The organism is Bradyrhizobium sp. NAS80.1 (genome assembly GCF_001908205.1).
Classification (GTDB): Bacteria; Pseudomonadota; Alphaproteobacteria; order Rhizobiales; family Xanthobacteraceae; genus Bradyrhizobium.
In genome coordinates this window covers 1-3,229 of record NZ_LGHL01000254.1, presented here as the reverse complement: position 1 = coordinate 3,229, position 3,229 = coordinate 1, and the positions used below count along the sequence as shown (strand labels likewise).

General features: G+C 57.0%; 3 protein-coding genes. 1 reads left to right on the top strand and 2 read right to left on the bottom strand.

The genetic code is table 11. The features are described 5' to 3' along the window. Positions 1-957: 957 nt before the first annotated feature. Together AC629_RS40255 and AC629_RS40245 are read right to left on the bottom strand one after the other, a co-directional pair. Positions 958-1,320 carry a hypothetical protein gene (locus AC629_RS40255; protein WP_143199821.1) on the bottom strand — a complete coding sequence of 121 codons (363 nt, stop codon included), beginning with the start codon at positions 1,318-1,320 and terminating at the stop codon, positions 958-960. A gap of 265 nt (positions 1,321-1,585) precedes the next feature. Further along, complete coding sequence (locus AC629_RS40245) at positions 1,586-1,780, bottom strand: hypothetical protein (RefSeq protein ID WP_084810220.1); 195 nt, start codon at positions 1,778-1,780, stop codon at positions 1,586-1,588. A gap of 157 nt (positions 1,781-1,937) precedes the next feature. On the opposite strand from AC629_RS40245, the gene AC629_RS40240 reads away from it, so the two are divergent. After that, positions 1,938-3,077: a helix-turn-helix transcriptional regulator gene (locus AC629_RS40240; RefSeq protein ID WP_084810219.1), complete on the top strand. Its 1,140-nt coding sequence runs from the start codon at positions 1,938-1,940 to the stop codon at positions 3,075-3,077. Positions 3,078-3,229 lie beyond the last annotated feature (152 nt).

Genomic DNA, 3,229 nt, shown 5'->3' with positions numbered 1-3,229 from the left:
CGGTTCATGTCGTGGCGACCTCCGCAAACAGAGCGCTGCAGAAGTGGTGCAGCTCAGCAATGGATCGGCACAATAAAACTAGAGCAAGGTCTTCAAACCGGACAAAGGTGCGGCCCGTCAAGGACCAGAAGATCTCGCACCTTTCTAAACGCGTTGCTCACTAATACGTCGCACGCCCATCCCGCGGCAAGTAAAATGCGGCGATGTCTCAGTTGGGTCATGAGCGGCGCTTTTGGCACGCTCGCGGGATGTCCGCTTATCCCCTGACAGCGGCGGAATAGCAGACATCCCCCTACCGCCGCTTGGGGCCATGGCACGAAGTCGCTGCGCTCCAGCCCGCTGCACGGGATCAAGAGCCGAAAGGCCGTAGCCGATGGAGGGACGGTGATAGCAGGGTGGCAAGGTAAGCACGATTGGCTCGCGTCGGTGCAGGCTATTAGCGTATGATGAAGTACAGCAGATCATCTGCGGGCCAGCACCTTAACGTGGAAAGCCAAATCGAATCTCGCACGACAATAACAAGATCACCTTGACGCTTAGCGCAAACCAGGTTGCTTGAATGTACTGTGGATTTGCTCGCACGAAATTGATTCACGCCCTGCCACCGACCACGGATCGACCGACTAATCGCGTAATGGTTGTAGAATGTGCCATTTCCGCCGCGCCCATCTATTTGAAATGTCACGGGCCAAGAAGATTAAATCCCCTATTTAGCAACACTCGTGCCAAATCGCTTAGGTTGTGCATACAGTCGAGACCGCCACTCTTCGAATTTCGTAAGTCGAGCACCTCCTACAAAACCCCATAGCGCCCGCTGCCCAGCCGACACCAAACTTCCCGCGACTTCGTGCCTTGGCGCTTTTTGGACGCCGGTCAGTTGACCGTGCGGAGCCATCTCGCTGCCGGCGTCCAAAAACCTGCACAGAAGCGGTCGTAACAAGGCGCGAATCCGCTCGCTCACTTGGGGCGAAGATCAATCTGCAACAATTGCAATAGGCGGTACCCGTTCACGGGCAACAAGACGATGTGAAGAAGCAATACCGGCATCAGGTCTGCAAGATATCCATACGCGATAAATGCCAGGTTGCTGGCCAACGCCATCGAACGCAACCCGCTCATTGAGCGCATGCAGAATGTGGCGAGCACGAGACTCGCTGCGAGGTAGCCGAAAACGTTGACCTCTTGGCGTTGGATGATCGCAAACAGGTCGAAGTTTCGCCAGATCTCCGCGGAAGTGAGCAAGCCAGCGATCAGCATGATCGCAGCCAGCGTTCTTTTCGCGAGAGCCGACGGCCGGTTCGACGCCTTACGTTCAAACAACCTCTCATCCACCGACATGTTTTTGACTTTCGGCGCGCAAACTCAGCTCACGAAGAATGGCAAATTGCGCCCGACCGACAGCATCAAGATACCGTCGCAGTGTGCGCTCCGCCCGAAGGCGTCTCGAAAGATACAGTGCCTCGATGAACAGAGCGAAGATACTTTTCTTAGCTCGAAGTGAGCCCGAAATGACTTCAGTGGCAATTGGCGCGTGTCTCATCGTTGAAACTCCGCAGGTTAGAAAAGACGTCTCATCCGCAGGCGGCTAAGGGTAGACACCCGAGGTTTCGAAGGCCTGTTGGCGCTGCGCTAATGAAAGATGGGATTCTGAAACGAGGAGCAGCATCAGCGCCGACGCAGCAAAGAGCACCGACACTCGCCGAATAATGGTCGGCCAAATAGCGTCGTGACCGCGCTCTCTTCCGTGAACGTTGAGGTCGATTTTTACTTGCCGGTTCATGGTATTATCCTCCGATCTCGTCGGACCCGAAATGGAGGTCACCGAGAGGCTCCGTACATTGGCTATGCTCCCCCGAACCATCCGGCACTGTCTTCCTACAAATGAATGAATACGCACGATCGGCGATGGTTTAGGATCGCTTCATTGGAGGCATTCGATGTCAGACGTCGGGCTGCCGGAGGGGGAGAAGGACCTGGCCTCGCTGATCGAGCGCATCTACGCCTCAGTGGAGCGGCCGGACCTTTGGCCGGAAACCATCGGCGAAATCGGGCGTCTGGTTGGTGGCCGAAATGATTTCTGGTTTACGGGTCCAACCCCCTTCTATTCGCAGCCCAACCCCACGGCATCCGAGGCCGGCTGCCACGGCACTTTCCTGCTGTCTCGGGCCGACCTCAAGGCACTCGATCAACACGCAGTCGAATTCGATAATCTGATCGTCCGATTTCTCAAGCTCGTCTTTCTGAGCGTTCTATGGTCCCAGAAGGACGTCAGTGCCCGGGAGGCGCTCGGAGCGCGGATGGTTACGCGTTATCTGCAAGCACGCGACCCCTCTAGGTCGGATGCTCGCGGCGCGCGGCATCTCATCACCGCTATGTGGGAGGACGGCCGGATGTTTGACCTCCGGCATCTCCACTACATGCAGCTTCTCGCGCCTCACCTCGACCGGGCCGCCCGGTTGCAGATGCGGCTGAATCTGATCGCGCTGCGCTCCGAACTGGTCTCAGGCGCTCTCGACCATTTGATGCTGGGAGTGATCGTGGTCGATCAGGCCGGGAGTGAAATTTGGCACAATCGGGGAGCAGAAGAGATCGCCAGTGATTCGGAAGTTCTCACTTTCACTGGCCCTCGACTTGTTGGAAGAGATGCTTCGAACACGCAGGCCGTGCGAGAATTGATTTGCCGTGCGATTGCCGGAGAACCGGGGCTGCTTCCGATCGAAAGAGAACATTCCAAGCCCTTGTTGCTGGTTGCGACACCCCTAAGACCGGCTGGCATATATGGCTCATCGGCTCGGCCGGACGAAATGGGCTATGGGGTCGTGTTCGTCAGTGATCCCGACCGGACTCATAATTTCACAGTCGAATCGCTTCAGCGCGCATTCGATCTGACCTACCGGGAGGCTCAAACCGCAATCGCCATTGCACGCGGTCAAGGGCTGAAAATTGCCGCGCGCACGATGGGCGTCGCACCTACGACCGTTCGCAGTCAATTGCAACAAGTCTTTGCGAAGACCGGCACCAACCACCAGGCGGAGCTTGCGGCACTGGTACACCGGACCTTCGCTCATGTCCGCTAGGGGCAGACTAACGAGGCTCCAGTTATCTGGCCTCCAAAAGGTCGCCTAGACTGTATGTCCCCTCCACAAAATGAGGCGACTCACCCTCGATGTTGCAACGAGGGTTGCCCGGATGGACTGGGCAGAGCCTCAAACAAGGAGGGCGAGTCGTG